The organism is Roseateles sp. (assembly GCF_039595295.1).
GTDB lineage: Bacteria > Pseudomonadota > Gammaproteobacteria > Burkholderiales > Burkholderiaceae_C > Roseateles.
In genome coordinates this window covers 1-15,932 of the sequence record NZ_JBCNLU010000031.1, presented here as the reverse complement: position 1 = coordinate 15,932, position 15,932 = coordinate 1, and the positions used below count along the sequence as shown (strand labels likewise).

Here is a 15,932-nt window from a genome sequence, read left to right as displayed (position 1 = left end):
CGTCGCTTATTCAGCGGCGTCGCCTTCCGCTTGCGGACGGTCAACCAGTTCGACGTACGCCATCGGAGCGTTGTCGCCGACACGGAAGCCCATCTTCAGGATGCGGGTGTAGCCGCCCGGACGGGTGGCGAAACGGGGGCCCAGCTCGTTGAACAGCTTGGACACGATGTCGCGGTCGCGCAGGCGATTGAAAGCCAGACGGCGGTTCGCGAGGGTCGGTTCCTTGGCCAGGGTGATCAGCGGCTCGACGATGCGACGCAATTCCTTGGCCTTGGGCAGCGTGGTCTTGATCGCTTCGTGTTGCAGCAGCGAGACCGCCATGTTGCGGAACATCGCGGCGCGATGTTCGCTGGTGCGATTCAGTTTGCGGAGGCCGTTACGGTGGCGCATGGTGCTTTCCTTCCTTCAGTTATTGCCGACAGCCGGATCAGGTACTGCCGGGGGCACCGGACGGGTCACAGGACCCGTCCATCTCAAAAAATCAACGCTTGTCGAGACCTTGGGGCGGCCAGTTCTCGAGACGCGAGCCCAGGGTCAGACCACGCGAGGCGAGGACTTCCTTGATCTCGTTGAGCGACTTGCGACCCAGGTTCGGGGTCTTCAGCAACTCGGTCTCGGTGCGCTGGATCAGGTCACCGATGTAATAGATGTTCTCGGCCTTCAGGCAGTTGGCCGAGCGCACGGTCAGCTCGAGCTCGTCGACCGGACGCAGCAGGATCGGATCAAAGCTGCTGGAACGGGCGGCCGGCGCTTGATCGAACACGTCGACCAGGTCCGTGCCTTGCAACTGCGCGAAGACGGCCATCTGCTCGACCAGGATCTTGGCCGACGCACGGATCGCTTCCTCCGGGCTGATCGCACCGTTGGTCTCGATTTCCATGACCAGCTTGTCCAGGTCGGTTCGCTGCTCGACGCGAGCGTTCTCGACGGCGTAGCTGACACGCTTCACCGGGCTGAACGAAGCGTCCAGCACGATGCGTCCGATGGCCTTGGTCGGCTCGTCGCCATAGCGACGCATGTTGCCCGGAACGTAACCGCGGCCCTTCTCGACCTTGATCTGCATGTCCAGCTTGCCGCCTTGCGACAGGTGGGCGATGACGTGCTCCGGATTGATGATCTCGACGTCGTGCGGGGTCTGGATGTCGGCAGCCGTGACCGGGCCTTCACCTTCCTTGCGCAGAACCAGCGTCACTTCCTCGCGGTTGTGCAGGCGGAAGACAACACCCTTGAGGTTCAGCATGATGTGAACCACGTCTTCCTGCACGCCGTCGATGGCGGAGTACTCGTGCAGCACGCCCGCGATCGTCACTTCCGTCGGCGCATAACCCACCATCGAGGACAGCAGCACGCGACGCAGGGCGTTACCCAGCGTGTGGCCATAGCCGCGTTCGAACGGCTCCAGGATCACCTTGGCGCGATGACCGCCCAGGGGCTCCACAGTGATGGATTTGGGTTTGAGCAGATTCGTTTGCATGAGGTCTTTCTTTCAATACCCTCGGTTCGTTACACCGATAAGGCTGAGGGACCAGCCCGGCAGGCACCAGTGGAACTGGCGACACCCGGACGAGGAAATGCCGAGCCGGCCCTGAAAGGGCCGCTCGGCAGGCACGAAAGAATTAACGCGAGTACAACTCAACGATCAGCGATTCGTTGATCTCGGCGCCGAACTCGTCCCGATCCGGCGTCTTCTTGAAGATGCCTTCCAGCTTGGTCGCGTCGACAGCGACCCAGGCCGGCAGACCGATCGACTCGGCGAGCTTCAGGCTGTCGATGATGCGCAGCTGCTTCTTGGCCTTTTCGCGGACGGCGACTACGTCACCAGCCTTCACCAGATAGGACGCGATGTTCACGACCTGACCGTTGACGGTGATGCTCTTGTGCGAGACCAGCTGGCGGGCTTCCGCGCGGGTCGAACCGAAGCCCATGCGATAGACGACGTTGTCCAGACGCGATTCCAGCAGCACCAGCAGGTTCACACCGGTCGAGCCCTTGCGGCGCTCGGCCTCAGCGAAGTAGCGGCGGAACTGACGCTCCAGCACGCCATACATGCGCTTGACCTTCTGCTTTTCACGCAGTTGCAGACCGAAGTCGGACGTACGCTGACCCGAAGTACGGCCATGCTGACCAGGCTTGGTGTCGAACTTGGCCTTATCGCTGATGGCGCGGCGGGCGCTCTTCAGGAACAGGTCGGTGCCTTCACGGCGGGAAAGTTTGGCCTTCGGGCCGAGGTAACGTGCCACTTTGCGTGTCCTTCATCAATCTGACGCGCGCTCAGAGACATTCCGAGGCATCGCGCGAGTCCGGCCAGTGTTTTTGTCGGCTCAGACGGTGGGCTTCAAGAAGTCAAAGACTTCAACTGACCTGACGTCTCCGCCAGATCACGCTGAACCTACGTTTCTGCGGGCTTCAGCAAAACGGCCGGCTGGCACTGACGCGCCAGCCGGCTGGTTCGAAACGAATCGGAGATTATCGCACCAAACGACGATCTCTGATCGCCAACGCTTAGATGCGGCGGCGCTTCTGCGGACGGCAGCCGTTGTGCGGCACAGGCGTCACGTCAGAGATTGAGTTGATGCGGATGCCGAGAGCAGCCAGGGCACGCACCGACGACTCGCGACCCGGGCCGGGGCCCTTGATCTTGACGTCCAGATTCTTGATGCCCTGTTCTTGAGCAGCGCGGCCAGCCACTTCCGCAGCCACCTGGGCAGCGAAGGGGGTCGACTTGCGCGAGCCCTTGAAGCCCTGACCGCCGGAGGAGGCCCAGGACAGAGCGCCACCCTGTCGATCGGTGATCGTGATGATGGTGTTGTTGAACGAGGCGTGAACGTGGGCGATGCCGTCGGCAACGTTCTTCCGAACCTTCTTGCGAACGCGCTGGGCAGCCGAGTTATTGGGTGCTTTTGCCATGGTGAGCTTTCTTCAGGTTGCCGCGATTACTTCTTGCCGGTAGCCGCCGACTTGCGCGGCCCCTTGCGGGTGCGGGCATTCGTGCGGGTACGCTGACCGCGAACCGGCAGGCCACGGCGATGGCGGAAGCCACGATAGCAACCCAGATCCATCAAACGCTTGATGTTGATGGACATCTCGCGACGCAGGTCGCCTTCGATGGTCATGCGACCGACTTCCTCACGGATCTTTTCCAGATCGGAGTCGTTCAGGTCCTTGACCTTCTTGTCAAAAGGAATGCCGCAAGTGGTGCAGATCTTCTGCGCGGTCGTACGGCCAATGCCGTAGATCGACGTCAGACCGATCTCCGTGTGCTTGTGCGGCGGAATGTTGATACCAGCGATACGTGCCATTTGCGTCCTCTAATTCGCTTGCGGTGTTGCCAATCAGCCTTGACGCTGCTTGTGGCGCGGATCGGTACAGATCACACGCACCACGCCATTGCGACGGATGATCTTGCAATTGCGGCACATCTTCTTGACGGATGCCGAAACTTTCATGGTCTGCTCCTTGACCTAACTTTTCGCTCAAACAGCGTTGATCCGGGGGTTGCTAGAAGCTCACTTCGCCCGGAACACGATGCGAGCACGACTCAAATCGTACGGCGTCAATTCGACGGTCACCTTGTCCCCAGGAAGAATGCGGATGTAATGCATCCGCATCTTCCCCGAGATGTGCCCGAGAACGACATGACCGTTCTCCAGCTTGACTCTGAAGGTTGCATTCGGAAGGTTCTCGACCACCTCCCCCTGCATTTGGATGACGTCATCTTTCGCCATACCTTCGAGTTTTATGCTGGATTGGGTCCTCTGTTATTACCAGCCAGCCTGGCGCTTCAGTTGGGCTTGAAGCTCGCCTTCTTCAGCAGGGACTCGTACTGTTGACTCATCACGTAGGACTGGACTTGAGCCCAGAAGTCCATCGTGACGACCACGATGATCAGCAGCGAGGTGCCACCGAAGTAGAACGGGACGTTGTACTTCAGCGTCAGGAACTCGGGCAGCAGACACACGCCAGTGATGTACACCGCGCCTGCCAACGTCAGCCGGGACAGGATCTTGTCGATGTGTCGAGCCGTCTGATCACCAGGACGAATCCCTGGGATGAACGCGCCGCTCTTCTTCAGGTTATCCGCAGTCTCCCGGCTGTTGAAGACCAGGGCCGTGTAGAAGAAGCAGAAGAAGACGATCGCAGCCGAGTACAGCAACACATAGATCGGCTGCCCCGGGCGCAGCATGTCCGCCGCATCCTTCAGCCAGCGCATGCTGTCACCCGTGGCGAACCAGCTGACCAGCGTGGTCGGCAGCAGGATGATTGACGACGCGAAGATCGGCGGGATCACACCCGACATATTCAACTTCAACGGCAGATGCGAGCTCTGGCCACCATAAACCTTGTTCCCGACTTGCCGCTTGGCGTAGTTCACCAGAATCTTGCGCTGACCACGTTCGACGAACACCACCAAGTAGGTCACGCCGCCAATGATCGCGATCACGATCAGGCAGGAGATCACTGACATGGCGCCGGTACGAACCAGTTCCAGCAGACCGCCGATGGCGCCCGGCAGACCGGCCGCGATACCCCCGAAAATCAGGATCGAGATGCCGTTGCCCAGACCGCGTTCAGTGATCTGCTCACCCAGCCACATCAGGAACATCGTGCCCGCCACAAGGCTGGTCACGGTGGTAACGCGGAAGCCAAAGCCCGGGTTCAGCACTAGATTCTGAGCGCTCTCCAGAGCAAAAGCGATGCTCAAGCTCTGGAAGATCGCCAGACCCAACGTGCCGTAGCGCGTGTACTGCGTGATCTTGCGGCGGCCAGACTCGCCTTCCTTCTTCAGCGCTTCCAGCGACGGCACCACGTACGTCATGAGCTGCATGACGATCGAGGCCGAGATGTAGGGCATGATGCCCAACGCGAAGACGGTGAAGCGCGACAGCGCACCGCCCGAGAACATGTTGAACAGGCTCAGGATCCCGCCCTGCTGGCCCTTGAACAGCTGCTGAAGCTGCGTCGGATCGATACCGGGCACGGGGATATGTGCCCCGATGCGGTACACCACCAACGCGAGCACCAGGAACACCAGCCGGCGACGCAGGTCGCCGAACTTGCCGCTCTTGGCCAACTGGGATGCGTTGCTTGCCACTGCTGCCTAGTCCTGTGCTTGGCTGATTAAGCGACGGAGCCGCCGGCTGCCTCGATAGCAGCCTTCGCGCCGGCCGTCACGCCCAGACCCTTGATCGACACCTTGCGGGCGATCTCGCCGGACTTGATGACCTTGACGGTCTTGGCCAGCTCGGACACCAGGCCCACGGCCTTGAGCGTCAGCAGGTCGATCTCTTCACTGGTCAGGGCGTTCAGCTCGGACAGCGTCACTTCGGCGACGAAGGGACGAGCCAGCGACTTGAAACCACGCTTCGGCAGACGACGCTGCAGAGGCATCTGGCCGCCTTCGAAGCCGACCTTGTGGAAGCCACCGGCACGAGACTTCTGACCCTTGTGACCACGTCCAGCGGTCTTGCCCAGACCAGAGCCGATGCCACGGCCCACGCGACGCTTGGCGTGCTTGGCACCAGCGGCGGGCTTGATGGTATTGAGTTGCATCTTCTGTTCCTCGTTGATGCCGTGCTTTACAGCACCTGCACCAGGTAGGCGATCTTGTTGATCATGCCGCGGACCGCGGGCGTGTCTTCCAGAGTCTTCGTGCTGTTCAGCTTGCGCAGGCCGAGGCCGACCACCGTCGCACGGTGATCCGCGCGGCAGCCGATAGGACTGCGGACCAGCTTGACGGTCAGAGTTTTTTTATCAGACATGTCTAGCTCCTGGCGATCAGTTGAAGATCTCTTCAACCGTCTTGCCGCGCTTGGCCGCCACTTGGGACGGCGTGGAGCAGCGCTTCAGCGCGTCCAGCGTGGCACGAACCATGTTGTAAGGGTTGGTCGAACCGTGGCTCTTGGTCACGATGTCGGTCACGCCCATCACTTCGAAGACAGCGCGCATCGGGCCGCCAGCGATCACGCCGGTACCGACCGGGGCCGGAGCCATGATCACGTGCGCCGCACCGTGCTCTCCCACCACGTTGTGCTGGATAGTGCCGTTCTTCAGCTGGACCTTGATCATGTTGCGGCGAGCCGATTCCATCGCCTTTTGCACGGCAACGGGCACTTCCTTGGCCTTGCCCTTGCCCATGCCGATGCGGCCATCGCCGTCACCGACGACGGTCAGAGCGGCGAAGGACAGCGTACGGCCGCCCTTCACAACCTTCGTGACGCGGTTGACCGCGATCATCTTTTCCTTCAGGCCGTCGTCATTGCCTTCGGTCTGAGCGCGGGGTTGAAACTTTGCCATTTCCTAATCCTTTGTGCGTCAGAACTGCAGGCCGGCTTCGCGTGCGGCCTCCGCCAGGGCCTTGACACGGCCGTGGTAGGCGAAGCCCGAGCGATCGAAAGCCACCTTCTCAACGCCAGCAGCCTTCGCCTTCTCGGCGATGCGCTTGCCGATCAGGGCGGCGGCAGCAACGTTGCCACCCTTGCCCGACAGCTGGGTGCGCACTTCCTTCTCGGCGGTGGAGGCGGAAACCACCACGCGCTGGCCGTCTTCGGAAATGACCGAAGCGTAGATGTGCAGGTTCGAGCGGAAGACCGTCAGACGGGCCACGCGCTGGAGAGCGATGCGAGCACGCGTTTGACGCGAACGACGCAGGCGTTGTTCCTTCTTATTCAGCATGGCGCGGCTCCTTACTTCTTCTTGGTCTCTTTGAGGGAGACCTTCTCGTCGGCGTAACGGATGCCCTTGCCCTTGTAGGGCTCCGGCGGACGAATCGCGCGCACTTCAGCGGCGATCTGGCCGACGACCTGGCGATCCGCACCCTTGATCAGGATTTCGGTCTGGGTCGGGCATTCAACCTTGATACCAGCCGGCATATCTTTGACGACAGGGTGCGAGAAACCGATCTGCAGATTCAGCTTCTGGCCTTGAGCCTGGGCGCGGAAACCGACGCCAACCAGGTTCAGCTTCTTCTCGAAGCCCTTGCTGACACCGTTGACCATGTTGTTCAACAGCGCACGCATCGTGCCGCTCATCGCATCGGCTTCCGCCGATTCGCTGTTCGGAACGAAGGTCAGCTTGCCACCTTCAGACTTGATCGTGACCAGCGCATTCGCGGCAACGAACAGGGTGCCTTGAGGGCCCTTGACGCTGATCTTCTCAGCAGTGATGGTCACTTCCACGCCTTGCGGGAGGACGACCGGCATTTTTCCAACGCGGGACATTGTCTGTCTCTCCTTGGCTTACGCGACGTAGCAGAGCACTTCGCCGCCGACACCGGCTTGACGTGCCTTGCGGTCGGTCATCACGCCCTTCGGGGTGGTGACGATCGCCACGCCCAGGCCATTCATGACCTGAGGAATGTCGTGGCGGCCCTTGTAGATACGCAGGCCGGGACGGCTCACGCGCTCGATGCGCTCGATCACCGGACGGCCGGCGTAATACTTCAGCGTAATCTCGAGCTCCGGACGGGCGGCATCACCACGCACCGCGAAGTCGTCGATATAGCCTTCATCCTTCAGGACCTTGGCGATCGAGACCTTCAGCTTGGAAGAAGGCATCACGACGCTGGCCTTCTCAACGCTTTGGGCGTTGCGAATGCGGGTCAGCATATCGGCGATAGGATCACTCATGCTCATACGAAATCTCCTAAACCTGCCGATTACCAGCTGGCCTTGACGACACCGGGGATGTCGCCCTTGAAAGCCAGCTCACGAATCTTGTTACGAGCCAGGCCGAACTTGCGGAACGTGCCGCGGGGGCGGCCGGTCAGTTCGCAGCGGTTGCGCTGGCGGGTCGGATTGGCGTTCCGGGGCAGCTTCTGCAGCTCCAGACGCGCCAGATAGCGCTCTTCGTCCGACTTCTTGCTGTCGTCGATGATGGCCTTCAGTTCCGCGTATTTCTTAGCGAACTTGGCGACCAGTTGGGCGCGCTTCAGCTCACGTTGCTTAATCGAGAGTTTTGCCACGGGTCACCTCAGTTCTTGAACGGGAACTTGAACGCTGCCAGCAAAGCCTTGGCCTCGTCATCCGTCTTGGCGGTCGTCGTGATGCTGATATTCAGACCACGCAGAGCATCCACCTTGTCGTACTCGATTTCGGGGAAGATGATCTGTTCCTTGACGCCGATGTTGTAGTTGCCGCGACCATCGAACGAGCGACCAGAGATACCGCGGAAATCGCGCACGCGCGGCAGAGCCACGGTCACGAAGCGGTCCAGGAATTCGTACATCGTGGCGCCACGCAGGGTCACCATGCAGCCGATAGGCACACCATCACGAATCTTGAAGCCGGCGATTGCCTTCTTCGACTTCGTGACCACGGGCTTTTGGCCTGCGATCTTGGTCAGGTCGCCAACGGCATGATCCATGACCTTCTTGTCGGCCACCGCCTCGCTCACGCCCATGTTCAGCGTGATCTTGGTAATGCGCGGCACTTCCATCACGGACTTGTAGCCGAACTTCTCGGTCAGGCCGGGAACGACTTTCTCGCGATAGAACTCTTGCAAACGAGCCATGTCTTACCCCTTAGGCCTTGATCTCTTCGCCGGTCGACTTGAACACGCGCACCCGCTTGCCATCAGCGCCGAGCTTGATGCCCACGCGGTCGGCCTTGCCGGAAGCGGCGTTGAAGATCGCCACGTTGGATTGATGGATGGGCATGGACTTGTCAACGATGCCGCCAGTCGTGCCCTTCAGCGGGTTCGGCTTGACGTGCTTCTTGACGAGGTTGATGCCGTCGATCACCAAGTGATCAGCATCAACGCGCAGCGTCACGGTGCCGCGCTTACCCTTGTCGCGGCCGGTCAGAACGATGACCTCGTCGCCTTTGCGAATCTTGTTCATGGCAATACCTTTGTCTGTGCAGGGCTTAGAGCACCTCAGGCGCCAGCGACACGATCTTCATGAAGCGCTCGGTACGCAACTCACGCGTCACCGGGCCGAAGATGCGGGTGCCGATGGGCTCCAGCTTGGCGTTCAGCAGCACGGCGGCATTGCCGTCGAACTTCACCAGGGAGCCGTCTTGGCGACGAACACCCTTAGCCGTACGGACGACCACAGCGTTGTAGACCTCGCCTTTTTTGACGCGGCCACGCGGCGCAGCTTCCTTGATGCTGACCTTGATGATGTCGCCAATATGGGCATACCGACGCTTGGAGCCACCAAGCACCTTGATGCACATGACGGACTTGGCGCCAGTGTTGTCCGCGACATCGAGTCGCGATTGCATTTGGATCATGTCTGTCCCCAACTTTTCCCGCAGAGGCAACTGCGACCATCGCAGCCATCCAGAGCGGTCAGTCTTGGGCCCGTAAGCCAATCACTCGTCGCTTTGCGGCGACCCGCGTCTGGCCTTCATGGGCAAGAAACCGAGAACCGAAGGCGACCATTCAGTGTGCTAGTCACTGAAGCCGTCGAGCGACGGAGCCACCATTCGGCGAAGCTGCGGATTATGCGCGAGGCACGGCCCGACTGTCAACTAGCGAATTCAAGCGTCATGGAGGTCGCGACGCATCGTTAAGTCACAGTGCCTTGACTTGAGCCAGCATAGTGTCGGCGTCGCTCACCTCAAATTTGCCTGGAGCTTCGATGTTCAAGGACTTCACTACGCCGTCCTTGACGAGCATGGAGTAGCGCTGCGAGCGCAGCCCCATGCCACGCGCGGCGAGATCCAACGTGAGACCCACCGCTTGAGTGAATGTCGCGCTGCCGTCCGCCATCATGCGGACCTTGCCTGCAGTCTTCTGCTCACGCCCCCAAGCGCCCATCACGAAGGCGTCATTGACCGACACGCACCAGACTTCGTCCACCCCAGCAGCCCTCAGTGCATCGGCGCCAGCCACGTAGCCCGGCACGTGCTGGGCGGAGCAAGTCGGCGTGAAGGCACCGGGCAGTGCGAAGATCACAACGGTCTTGCCCGCGGTCGCCTTCTCGACGTCAAAGCTGTTCGGCCCAAGCGAGCAACCCTCACCCTCGACTTCGATGAATTCCTGCAGTTGGCCCGCCGGCAGACGATCACCCACTTTCAGCATGAGACGCTCCTGTTTGCTGTTGATTGATGGATTGGAAGCGGCGAAGTTTGCCGCCAGAAACGGAAAATGGCTGGACACCGGGTATTCCGGGTTCCAGCCATTTGGGATCAGGATGTTTCCACCCCGATCGCGAGCGGCGCCGCCGATGCAGCGCCGCCGAGGTCAGACCAGCTGAGCCTTCTCGACCAGGCGGGTCACGACCCAGCTCTTGGTCTTCGACAGCGGACGGCCTTCGGCGATCTCGACGATGTCACCCATCTTGTACTCGCCGTTCTCGTCATGAGCGTGGTACTTGCGCGAGCGAGCCACGATCTTGCCGTACAGCTCGTGCTTGGCACGACGCTCGACCAGCACGGTCACGGTCTTGGCGCGTTTGTCGCTGACGACCTTGCCGACCAGGGTGCGGGTGTTCTTCTCTTGAGCTTGCGTCATTTCGCGGCTCCCTTCTTCTCGGCCAGGATGGTCTTGGCGCGGGCGATGTCGCGACGCGTGTTGCCCAGCACCGAAGTGTTGGTCAACTGCTGCGTGGCCTTTTGCATGCGCAGACCAAAGTGGGCCTTCAGCAGATCGGTGACTTCCTTCTCCAGGGCAGCCACGTCTTTCGCGCGCAGTTCAGATGCTTTCATGGGGTGTTCTCCAATCAGGCGCCGAGCTGGCGAGTCACAAAGGTGCAACGCAGGGGCAGCTTGGCAGCGGCCAGCGTGAACGCTTCGCGCGCCAGTGCCTCAGGCACGCCATTAACCTCGTAGAGCACCTTGCCGGGCTGGATCTCAGCCACGTAGTACTCCGGGTTGCCCTTACCGTTACCCATACGGACTTCGGCGGGCTTCTGCGAGATCGGCTTATCCGGGAAGATCCGGATGAAGATCCGGCCACCGCGCTTGATGTGACGCGAGATCGCGCGGCGAGCCGCTTCGATCTGGCGAGCCGTGATACGGCCACGCTCGGTAGCCTTCAGGCCGAAGTCACCGAAAGCGACGGTCGCGCCGCGGGTCGCAACACCAGTGTTGCGGCCCTTTTGCTCCTTGCGGTATTTGCGACGAGCGGGTTGCAGCATGTTGAGTTCTCCTTACGCCTGGCCGCCGTCAGCGGCGGGCTTGCGCACCACACGCTTCGCAGCAGGCTTGTCGCCGCCTTCGGCAGGCTTGTCGCCACGACCACGACCACCCGGAGCACCCGGACGGGCGTTACGGCGCGGACGACGGTCATCCTCGGCACCCGGGGGGGTGTTGATCACGGGAGCCTCACCATTGGCAAGGCGGTCACCGCGATACACCCACACCTTGACGCCGATCACGCCGTAGGTGGTCTTGGCTTCGGAGAAGCCGTAATCGATGTCAGCCTTCAGGGTGTGCAGAGGCACACGACCTTCGCGATACCACTCCGTGCGAGCGATCTCGATGCCATTCAGACGGCCGGCGGACATGATCTTGATGCCTTGGGCACCCAGACGCATCGCGTTCTGCATCGCGCGCTTCATCGCGCGACGGAACATGATGCGCTTCTCGAGCTGCTGGGTGATCGAATCAGCGATCAGCTGAGCATCGATTTCCGGCTTGCGCACTTCTTCGATGTTCACTGCGACGGGCACGCCCAGACGCTTGGCCAGCTCGGCCTTCAGGTTCTCGATGTCCTCGCCCTTCTTGCCGATCACGACGCCCGGACGAGCCGAGAAGATCGTGATACGCGCATTCTTGGCCGGACGCTCGATGAGGATGCGCGAAACGGCGGCGTTCTTCAGCTTGGCCTTCAGGAAGTCGCGAACTTGCAGATCTTCGGCCAGCATGCTGGCGAAGTTCTGGTTGTTCGCGTACCAGCGCGACGCCCAGTTACGGGTGACGGGCAGTCGGAAGCCAGTCGGATGAATTTTCTGTCCCATAGTCTTCCTTCAGGCTCAGTTGCCGACGGTCACGTAGATATGGCAGGTCGGCTTGCTGATACGGTTGCCGCGGCCCTTGGCGCGCGCGGAGAACCGCTTCAGCGTGGTGCCCTGCTCCACGTAAATCGAAGTGACCTTCAGCTCGTCAATGTCGGCACCGTCGTTGTGCTCAGCATTGGCGATCGCCGATTCCAGCGCCTTCTTGATGATCAGCGCGGCCTTCTTCTGGGTGAACTCCAGGATGTTCAGCGCTTGATCCACCTTCTTGCCGCGGATCAGGTCCGCCACCAGGCGACCCTTATCGAACGACAGGCGGACGCCACGAACGATTGCTTTGGTTTCCATCGTCGTCATCCTTACTTCTTCCCGGCCTTCTTGTCGGCCGGGTGGCCCTTGAAGGTGCGAGTCAGAGCGAATTCACCCAGCTTGTGACCGACCATCTGGTCAGACACATAGACCGGCACGTGCTGCTTGCCGTTGTGCACGGCGATCGTCAGACCGATGAACTCGGGCAGGATCGTCGAGCGACGCGACCAAGTCTTGATGGGCTTCTTGTCCTTGTTGGCAACGGCCTTGTCGACCTTCGCCTGCAAGTGATGGTCCACGAAAGGACCCTTTTTGAGGGAACGAGCCATGCTGGTCTACCCCTTACTTCTTGCGACGCGAGACGATGAAGGTCTGCGTGCGCTTGTTGTTGCGAGTGCGGTAGCCCTTCGTCAGGGTGTTCCACGGCGACACAGGGGCCTGACCTTCACCCGTACGACCCTCACCACCACCATGCGGGTGGTCGACCGGGTTCATGGCGGTACCACGCACGGTCGGGCGGATGCCCTTCCAACGGATGGCGCCGGCCTTGCCGTACTGACGCAGGCTGTGCTCTTCGTTGCTCACTTCACCGATGGTGGCGCGGCAGTCGATGTGCACACGACGCACTTCGCCCGAACGCAGACGAATCTGGGCGTACATGCCGTCGCGAGCCATCAGAACGACCGAAGTGCCAGCAGAGCGAGCGATCTGAGCGCCCTTGCTCGGCAGCAGTTCAACGCAATGAATCGTCGAACCCACCGGGATGTTGCGAATGGGCAGCGTGTTGCCAACCTTGATCGGGGCTTCAGCTCCGCTCAAGATCGAGGAACCCACTTCCAGGTTACGCGGCGCAATGATGTAGCGACGCTCACCGTCGGCATAGCACACCAGAGCGATGTGAGCCGTGCGGTTCGGGTCGTACTCGATACGCTCAACCTTGGCCGGGATGCCGTCCTTGTTACGACGGAAGTCGACCACACGGTAGTGGTGCTTGTGACCACCGCCCTTGTGGCGCATCGTGATGTGACCGTTGTTATTACGGCCAGACTTTTGCTTTTGGGGCTCGAGCAGCGAAGCTTCGGGAGCGCCCTTGTGCAGGTGCTTGTGCACCACCTTCACCACGCCACGACGGCCAGGCGAAGTCGGCTTGACTTTAACGACGGCCATTACGCAGCCTCCCCGGAGAAGTTGAGCTCCTGGCCAGCCTTCAGCGACACGTACGCCTTCTTGACGTGGTCGCGACGGCCCAGGCGACCACCAAAGCGCTTGGTCTTGCCCTTGACGTTGACGATGTTCACCGCCTCGACTTCGACCTTGAAGAGCAGCTCAACAGCAGCCTTCACTTCGGGCTTCGTAGCGTCGCGCAGGACCTTGAACAGGACTTGGTTGTGCTTCTCACCAGCCATCGTGGCCTTCTCGGACACGATCGGAGCGAGCAGCACCTTGGCCAAACGGCCTTCAGCAAACTTGGGTGCGCTCATGCCAGCATCTCCTTCAGTTGCTCGATCGCAGCCTTGGTCACCAGAACCTTCTTGTAGAAGACCAGCGACAGCGGATCGACATAGCGCGGCTCAACGACGAGCACGTTCGGCAGATTGCGCGATGCCAGCAGCAGGTTGTCATCAACCTGATCGGAGATCACCATCACGTGATCCAGACCCATGGCCTTGAGCTTCGAAGCCAACAGCTTGGTCTTGGGGGCGTCGATCGAAATCGAATCGACGACAGCCAGACGGCCTTCGCGAGCCAGTTGCGACAGAATGGCAGCCATGCCGGCGCGATACATCTTCTTGTTCAGCTTGTGCGAGAAGTTCTCGTCAGGCTTGTTCGGGAAGATGCGACCGCCTCCGCGCCACAGTGGCGACGAGGTCATACCGGCACGAGCGTTACCAGTACCCTTCTGACGGAACGGCTTCTTCGTCGAGTGACGAACTTCAGCGCGGGTCAGCTGAGCACGAGTACCTTGGCGGGCGTTAGCCTGATAGGCCACCACCACTTGGTGCACCAGGGCTTCGTTGTAATCGCGAGCAAAAAGGGTGTCGGGAGCGTCGACCTTCGACGTTGCCTGACCCTGCTCATTCAGGAGCTCGAGTTGCATCAGTTGGCTCCCTTCTTGACCTTGACCTTGACGGCAGGACGGATCACGACGAATCCTTCCTTCGCGCCAGGAACGGCACCACGAACCAGCACCAACTGGCGGGCTTCGTCGATGCGGACAACGTCCAGGTTCTGGACGGTCACGGTGACGTCGCCGAGGTGGCCGGACATCTTCTTGCCGGGGAACACGCGACCCGGATCCTGCGCCATCGAGATGGAACCAGGAACGTTGTGGGAGCGGCTGTTACCGTGCGAAGCGCGCTGCGAACCGAAGTTGTGGCGCTTGATGGTGCCTGCGAAGCCCTTACCGATCGAAGTGCCCTGCACATCAACCAGCTGACCGGCTTCAAACAGCGTCACGGGGAGCTGCGCGCCGGGCTTGTACTCGGCGGCAACGTCGGCCTCGACGCGGAATTCTTGGATGATTTCGCCGGCTTCGACACCAGCCTTGGCGAGGTGACCCGCTTCCGGCTTGGTGACGCGGGACGCCTTGCGCGCACCGTAGGTCACCTGAATGGCGCTGTAGCCGTCGATTTCGTCGGTCTTGATCTGGGTCACGCGGTTGTTGGACACGTCCAGCACGGTCACGGGCACGGTATCACCGTCAGCCGTGAACACACGCATCATGCCCACCTTGCGGCCCAGCAAGCCGAGGCGGCGTTTGCTAAGACTCATGGTTTTCTCCTGACTCCCATTCCGCGACGGAGACACCGCCAGCAAGTCTGGTTGTCATTTCACACACCCGACATCGATTGGCCGGGCTGACAAGCATCACATCCGTCAATGGATCAGGGGTAAAGGCCCCAAAGCCCGCTTGGACGTCATGCAACGAAGCCGCACCAGGAAATCCCGGCGCGGAAAAGCTGGCGAGTATAGCCCCAAGCACCCGAAGCCCGCAAGCGCCGCGCTCGCAAAGCCGCAACACCCGAAGGGCCCTGTGGCGCATGCAAAAAAAGCGACCCGAGGGTCGCCTTTGATCGCAAGGCCTGGTAGTCAGGCCTCGCCATCGCACGCTGTCGCGTGCGACCGACTGCATCACTGCAACTTGATTTCGACGTCCACGCCGGCCGGCAGGTCGAGCTTCATGAGCGCGTCGACCGTCTTGTCGGTCGGATCGACGATGTCCATCAGACGCTGATGCGTGCGGATTTCAAACTGGTCGCGCGAGGTCTTGTTGACGTGCGGCGAACGCAGGATGTCGAAACGCTCCTTGCGGGTCGGCAGGGGCACCGGGCCCTTGACGATCGCGCCGGTGCGCTTGGCGGTGTCCACGATTTCCAGCGCCGATTGGTCGATCAGCTTGTAATCGAAGGCCTTCAGCCGGATGCGGATCTTTTGCTTGGTAGACATGACTTTTCCTTCAAAGAGCAACGCAATGCCGCAGGCATTGCGGAGGCAGCGATGGTGCCGCCGAGGCCCGAGCGCGCCGCCCGCCGAAGCAGAACGGCGCCTTCAACGGTACCCCGCGGGTACCAACAGAAGATTTACTCGATGATGGTGGCCACGACGCCCGAGCCGACGGTACGACCGCCTTCACGGATGGCGAAGCGCAGACCCTGCTCCATGGCGATCGGAGCGATCAGCTTCACGGTGATGCTGACGTTGTCGCCAGGCATGACCATTTCCT

30 protein-coding genes and 1 pseudogene are annotated in these 15,932 nt (G+C 60.9%); all 31 read right to left on the bottom strand.

From position 1 onward, the window contains the following. Window positions 1-6: 6 nt before the first annotated feature. Window positions 7-390 (bottom strand): 50S ribosomal protein L17, encoded by a 384-nt coding sequence (gene rplQ, locus ABDW59_RS18915; RefSeq protein WP_343631957.1) that lies wholly within the window; start codon window positions 388-390, stop codon window positions 7-9. A gap of 91 nt (window positions 391-481) precedes the next feature. Further along, a complete protein-coding gene (gene rpoA / locus ABDW59_RS18910) occupies window positions 482-1,474 on the bottom strand; it encodes a DNA-directed RNA polymerase subunit alpha (RefSeq protein WP_067065206.1) in 993 nt (330 codons plus the stop codon). A gap of 142 nt (window positions 1,475-1,616) precedes the next feature. Continuing rightward, the gene (gene rpsD / locus ABDW59_RS18905; RefSeq protein WP_067065205.1) at window positions 1,617-2,240 is read right to left on the bottom strand and encodes a 30S ribosomal protein S4; all 624 of its coding nucleotides are present in this window, start codon (window positions 2,238-2,240) and stop codon (window positions 1,617-1,619) included. A 262-nt stretch (window positions 2,241-2,502) separates the two neighbouring features. Further along, the gene (gene rpsK, locus ABDW59_RS18900; protein WP_056194196.1) at window positions 2,503-2,907 is read right to left on the bottom strand and encodes a 30S ribosomal protein S11; all 405 of its coding nucleotides are present in this window, start codon (window positions 2,905-2,907) and stop codon (window positions 2,503-2,505) included. 26 nt (window positions 2,908-2,933) lie between these two features. Beyond that, complete coding sequence (rpsM, locus tag ABDW59_RS18895; RefSeq protein WP_067065203.1) at window positions 2,934-3,299, bottom strand: 30S ribosomal protein S13; 366 nt, start codon at window positions 3,297-3,299, stop codon at window positions 2,934-2,936. Window positions 3,300-3,332: 33 nt separating this feature from the next. Further along, window positions 3,333-3,446: a 50S ribosomal protein L36 gene (gene rpmJ, locus ABDW59_RS18890; RefSeq protein WP_058933616.1), complete on the bottom strand. Its 114-nt coding sequence runs from the start codon at window positions 3,444-3,446 to the stop codon at window positions 3,333-3,335. A gap of 60 nt (window positions 3,447-3,506) precedes the next feature. After that, complete coding sequence (gene infA, locus ABDW59_RS18885) at window positions 3,507-3,725, bottom strand: translation initiation factor IF-1 (protein WP_012734373.1); 219 nt, start codon at window positions 3,723-3,725, stop codon at window positions 3,507-3,509. A gap of 56 nt (window positions 3,726-3,781) precedes the next feature. Next, window positions 3,782-5,092, bottom strand: coding sequence for a preprotein translocase subunit SecY (secY, locus tag ABDW59_RS18880; protein ID WP_343631947.1), 1,311 nt, complete (start codon window positions 5,090-5,092; stop codon window positions 3,782-3,784). Between the two features lie 26 nt (window positions 5,093-5,118). After that, entirely contained in the window at window positions 5,119-5,550 is a 432-nt protein-coding gene (gene rplO, locus ABDW59_RS18875) for a 50S ribosomal protein L15 (RefSeq protein ID WP_343631945.1), read from the bottom strand. A 26-nt stretch (window positions 5,551-5,576) separates the two neighbouring features. After that, on the bottom strand, window positions 5,577-5,759 hold the full coding sequence (gene rpmD, locus ABDW59_RS18870) for a 50S ribosomal protein L30 (protein WP_067065198.1): 183 nt from the start codon (window positions 5,757-5,759) through the stop codon (window positions 5,577-5,579). 16 nt (window positions 5,760-5,775) lie between these two features. After that, window positions 5,776-6,294, bottom strand: coding sequence for a 30S ribosomal protein S5 (rpsE, locus tag ABDW59_RS18865; protein ID WP_067065197.1), 519 nt, complete (start codon window positions 6,292-6,294; stop codon window positions 5,776-5,778). Window positions 6,295-6,312: 18 nt separating this feature from the next. After that, on the bottom strand, window positions 6,313-6,672 hold the full coding sequence (gene rplR, locus ABDW59_RS18860) for a 50S ribosomal protein L18 (protein WP_343631942.1): 360 nt from the start codon (window positions 6,670-6,672) through the stop codon (window positions 6,313-6,315). An 11-nt stretch (window positions 6,673-6,683) separates the two neighbouring features. Further along, window positions 6,684-7,217, bottom strand: coding sequence for a 50S ribosomal protein L6 (rplF, locus tag ABDW59_RS18855; protein ID WP_343631940.1), 534 nt, complete (start codon window positions 7,215-7,217; stop codon window positions 6,684-6,686). A gap of 18 nt (window positions 7,218-7,235) precedes the next feature. Next, entirely contained in the window at window positions 7,236-7,631 is a 396-nt protein-coding gene (gene rpsH, locus ABDW59_RS18850) for a 30S ribosomal protein S8 (protein WP_343631938.1), read from the bottom strand. Between the two features lie 23 nt (window positions 7,632-7,654). After that, window positions 7,655-7,960: a 30S ribosomal protein S14 gene (gene rpsN, locus ABDW59_RS18845; protein WP_343631936.1), complete on the bottom strand. Its 306-nt coding sequence runs from the start codon at window positions 7,958-7,960 to the stop codon at window positions 7,655-7,657. Window positions 7,961-7,968: 8 nt separating this feature from the next. Beyond that, window positions 7,969-8,508, bottom strand: a complete 540-nt coding sequence (gene rplE, locus ABDW59_RS18840; protein ID WP_067278833.1) for a 50S ribosomal protein L5 — start codon at window positions 8,506-8,508, stop codon at window positions 7,969-7,971. Window positions 8,509-8,518: 10 nt separating this feature from the next. Then, window positions 8,519-8,836 (bottom strand): 50S ribosomal protein L24, encoded by a 318-nt coding sequence (rplX, locus tag ABDW59_RS18835; RefSeq protein WP_343631932.1) that lies wholly within the window; start codon window positions 8,834-8,836, stop codon window positions 8,519-8,521. Window positions 8,837-8,861: 25 nt separating this feature from the next. After that, entirely contained in the window at window positions 8,862-9,230 is a 369-nt protein-coding gene (gene rplN / locus ABDW59_RS18830) for a 50S ribosomal protein L14 (RefSeq protein ID WP_058933605.1), read from the bottom strand. Window positions 9,231-9,513: 283 nt separating this feature from the next. Further along, complete coding sequence (locus ABDW59_RS18825; protein WP_343632030.1) at window positions 9,514-10,023, bottom strand: peroxiredoxin; 510 nt, start codon at window positions 10,021-10,023, stop codon at window positions 9,514-9,516. A gap of 162 nt (window positions 10,024-10,185) precedes the next feature. Beyond that, the gene (gene rpsQ, locus ABDW59_RS18820) at window positions 10,186-10,455 is read right to left on the bottom strand and encodes a 30S ribosomal protein S17 (RefSeq protein WP_067065185.1); all 270 of its coding nucleotides are present in this window, start codon (window positions 10,453-10,455) and stop codon (window positions 10,186-10,188) included. Then, window positions 10,452-10,649, bottom strand: a complete 198-nt coding sequence (gene rpmC / locus ABDW59_RS18815) for a 50S ribosomal protein L29 (RefSeq protein ID WP_067065183.1) — start codon at window positions 10,647-10,649, stop codon at window positions 10,452-10,454. Before rpmC ends, rpsQ begins: the two co-directional genes overlap by 4 nt. A 14-nt stretch (window positions 10,650-10,663) precedes the next feature. Next, window positions 10,664-11,080, bottom strand: coding sequence for a 50S ribosomal protein L16 (gene rplP / locus ABDW59_RS18810; protein ID WP_067065182.1), 417 nt, complete (start codon window positions 11,078-11,080; stop codon window positions 10,664-10,666). A 12-nt stretch (window positions 11,081-11,092) separates the two neighbouring features. Beyond that, complete coding sequence (rpsC, locus tag ABDW59_RS18805; protein ID WP_067065181.1) at window positions 11,093-11,902, bottom strand: 30S ribosomal protein S3; 810 nt, start codon at window positions 11,900-11,902, stop codon at window positions 11,093-11,095. 15 nt (window positions 11,903-11,917) lie between these two features. Next, window positions 11,918-12,247, bottom strand: coding sequence for a 50S ribosomal protein L22 (rplV, locus tag ABDW59_RS18800; protein WP_058937144.1), 330 nt, complete (start codon window positions 12,245-12,247; stop codon window positions 11,918-11,920). 11 nt (window positions 12,248-12,258) lie between these two features. Beyond that, window positions 12,259-12,537: a 30S ribosomal protein S19 gene (rpsS, locus tag ABDW59_RS18795; protein ID WP_067065180.1), complete on the bottom strand. Its 279-nt coding sequence runs from the start codon at window positions 12,535-12,537 to the stop codon at window positions 12,259-12,261. Between the two features lie 13 nt (window positions 12,538-12,550). Then, window positions 12,551-13,375, bottom strand: a complete 825-nt coding sequence (gene rplB / locus ABDW59_RS18790; protein ID WP_091728072.1) for a 50S ribosomal protein L2 — start codon at window positions 13,373-13,375, stop codon at window positions 12,551-12,553. Beyond that, window positions 13,375-13,689: a 50S ribosomal protein L23 gene (gene rplW, locus ABDW59_RS18785; RefSeq protein ID WP_343631922.1), complete on the bottom strand. Its 315-nt coding sequence runs from the start codon at window positions 13,687-13,689 to the stop codon at window positions 13,375-13,377. Before rplW ends, rplB begins: the two co-directional genes overlap by 1 nt. Beyond that, complete coding sequence (rplD, locus tag ABDW59_RS18780; RefSeq protein WP_343631920.1) at window positions 13,686-14,306, bottom strand: 50S ribosomal protein L4; 621 nt, start codon at window positions 14,304-14,306, stop codon at window positions 13,686-13,688. Before rplD ends, rplW begins: the two co-directional genes overlap by 4 nt. Further along, window positions 14,306-14,980, bottom strand: coding sequence for a 50S ribosomal protein L3 (gene rplC, locus ABDW59_RS18775; RefSeq protein ID WP_343631918.1), 675 nt, complete (start codon window positions 14,978-14,980; stop codon window positions 14,306-14,308). The genes rplD and rplC overlap by 1 nt, the downstream gene beginning before the upstream one ends. 360 nt (window positions 14,981-15,340) lie before the next feature. After that, a complete protein-coding gene (gene rpsJ, locus ABDW59_RS18770; protein ID WP_067065169.1) occupies window positions 15,341-15,655 on the bottom strand; it encodes a 30S ribosomal protein S10 in 315 nt (104 codons plus the stop codon). 134 nt (window positions 15,656-15,789) lie between these two features. Then, window positions 15,790-15,932, bottom strand: a pseudogene (tuf, locus tag ABDW59_RS18765) (elongation factor Tu); the annotation flags it as partial.

Bases quoted from the DNA above. Each gene is read 5' to 3' on its own strand.
- rpsE (WP_067065197.1), bottom strand. From the start codon at position 6,294: ATGGCAAAGTTTCAACCCCGCGCTCAGACCGAAGGCAATGACGACGGC.
- rplN (WP_058933605.1), bottom strand. From the start codon at position 9,230: ATGATCCAAATGCAATCGCGACTCGATGTCGCGGACAACACTGGCGCC.
- rplF (WP_343631940.1), bottom strand. From the start codon at position 7,217: ATGTCCCGCGTTGGAAAAATGCCGGTCGTCCTCCCGCAAGGCGTGGAA.
- rpsC (WP_067065181.1), bottom strand. From the start codon at position 11,902: ATGGGACAGAAAATTCATCCGACTGGCTTCCGACTGCCCGTCACCCGT.
- rplX (WP_343631932.1), bottom strand. From the start codon at position 8,836: ATGAACAAGATTCGCAAAGGCGACGAGGTCATCGTTCTGACCGGCCGC.
- rplO (WP_343631945.1), bottom strand. From the start codon at position 5,550: ATGCAACTCAATACCATCAAGCCCGCCGCTGGTGCCAAGCACGCCAAG.
- rpsH (WP_343631938.1), bottom strand. From the start codon at position 7,631: ATGAGCATGAGTGATCCTATCGCCGATATGCTGACCCGCATTCGCAAC.
- rpsK (WP_056194196.1), bottom strand. From the start codon at position 2,907: ATGGCAAAAGCACCCAATAACTCGGCTGCCCAGCGCGTTCGCAAGAAG.
- rpsJ (WP_067065169.1), bottom strand. From the start codon at position 15,655: ATGTCTACCAAGCAAAAGATCCGCATCCGGCTGAAGGCCTTCGATTAC.
- rplW (WP_343631922.1), bottom strand. From the start codon at position 13,689: ATGAGCGCACCCAAGTTTGCTGAAGGCCGTTTGGCCAAGGTGCTGCTC.
- rpmD (WP_067065198.1), bottom strand. From the start codon at position 5,759: ATGTCTGATAAAAAAACTCTGACCGTCAAGCTGGTCCGCAGTCCTATC.
- rpoA (WP_067065206.1), bottom strand. From the start codon at position 1,474: ATGCAAACGAATCTGCTCAAACCCAAATCCATCACTGTGGAGCCCCTG.
- rpsM (WP_067065203.1), bottom strand. From the start codon at position 3,299: ATGGCACGTATCGCTGGTATCAACATTCCGCCGCACAAGCACACGGAG.
- rplE (WP_067278833.1), bottom strand. From the start codon at position 8,508: ATGGCTCGTTTGCAAGAGTTCTATCGCGAGAAAGTCGTTCCCGGCCTG.
- rplP (WP_067065182.1), bottom strand. From the start codon at position 11,080: ATGCTGCAACCCGCTCGTCGCAAATACCGCAAGGAGCAAAAGGGCCGC.
- rplB (WP_091728072.1), bottom strand. From the start codon at position 13,375: ATGGCCGTCGTTAAAGTCAAGCCGACTTCGCCTGGCCGTCGTGGCGTG.
- rplQ (WP_343631957.1), bottom strand. From the start codon at position 390: ATGCGCCACCGTAACGGCCTCCGCAAACTGAATCGCACCAGCGAACAT.
- rplC (WP_343631918.1), bottom strand. From the start codon at position 14,980: ATGAGTCTTAGCAAACGCCGCCTCGGCTTGCTGGGCCGCAAGGTGGGC.
- ABDW59_RS18825 (WP_343632030.1), bottom strand. From the start codon at position 10,023: ATGCTGAAAGTGGGTGATCGTCTGCCGGCGGGCCAACTGCAGGAATTC.
- rpmC (WP_067065183.1), bottom strand. From the start codon at position 10,649: ATGAAAGCATCTGAACTGCGCGCGAAAGACGTGGCTGCCCTGGAGAAG.
- rplR (WP_343631942.1), bottom strand. From the start codon at position 6,672: ATGCTGAATAAGAAGGAACAACGCCTGCGTCGTTCGCGTCAAACGCGT.
- rpsQ (WP_067065185.1), bottom strand. From the start codon at position 10,455: ATGACGCAAGCTCAAGAGAAGAACACCCGCACCCTGGTCGGCAAGGTC.
- infA (WP_012734373.1), bottom strand. From the start codon at position 3,725: ATGGCGAAAGATGACGTCATCCAAATGCAGGGGGAGGTGGTCGAGAAC.
- rplV (WP_058937144.1), bottom strand. From the start codon at position 12,247: ATGGAAACCAAAGCAATCGTTCGTGGCGTCCGCCTGTCGTTCGATAAG.
- rplD (WP_343631920.1), bottom strand. From the start codon at position 14,306: ATGCAACTCGAGCTCCTGAATGAGCAGGGTCAGGCAACGTCGAAGGTC.
- rpmJ (WP_058933616.1), bottom strand. From the start codon at position 3,446: ATGAAAGTTTCGGCATCCGTCAAGAAGATGTGCCGCAATTGCAAGATC.
- rpsS (WP_067065180.1), bottom strand. From the start codon at position 12,537: ATGGCTCGTTCCCTCAAAAAGGGTCCTTTCGTGGACCATCACTTGCAG.